The following is a 523-nucleotide window of genomic DNA, read 5'->3' on the forward strand; positions in this document are numbered from 1 at the left end:
GCTGCCATACCAATACAGATTGTTTGAACGTCTGCGTTGATATGTCGGATAGTATCATAAATAGCATATCCAGCAGTTACACTGCCACCTGGTGAATTAATATATAAATAAATATCCTTTTCAGAATCTTGCGCTTGCAAGAATAATAATTGTGACACAATAGAGTTAGCTACGTTATCATCAATTTGAGAACCTAGCATGATAATACGGTCTTTCAACAAACGTGAATATATATCATACGCACGTTCACCGCGGTTAGTTGTTTCAATAACTGTAGGAATTAAATTCATTTATTTTTCCTCCTTATAATAACTGTTAAAATTATTTTACCTTAAAAGTCAAAAATGGTCAAAGATTAAGCTTATTAATCAAAAATTCAATTTGACGCTTAACCTTTTCATTTGTAAACTAGAATTATCGTTTTCATTGTACCGTCATTATTGAACGACGTACAGAAATGTGATTATTTCAATATTTACCCCTCGTAGTGTAATGGATAACACATAAGATTCCGGTTCTTAAA

1 protein-coding gene is annotated in these 523 nt (G+C 31.7%); it reads right to left on the reverse strand.

The genetic code is table 11. From position 1 onward, the window contains the following. Positions 1 to 290: ATP-dependent Clp protease proteolytic subunit (locus IE142_RS40440; protein WP_191889532.1), on the reverse strand; the 290-nt coding region annotated here is incomplete at its 3' end. Positions 291 to 523: the final 233 nt, after the last annotated feature.

The organism is Streptomyces mutabilis (genome assembly GCF_014649815.1).
GTDB lineage: Bacteria > Actinomycetota > Actinomycetes > Streptomycetales > Streptomycetaceae > Streptomyces > Streptomyces mutabilis.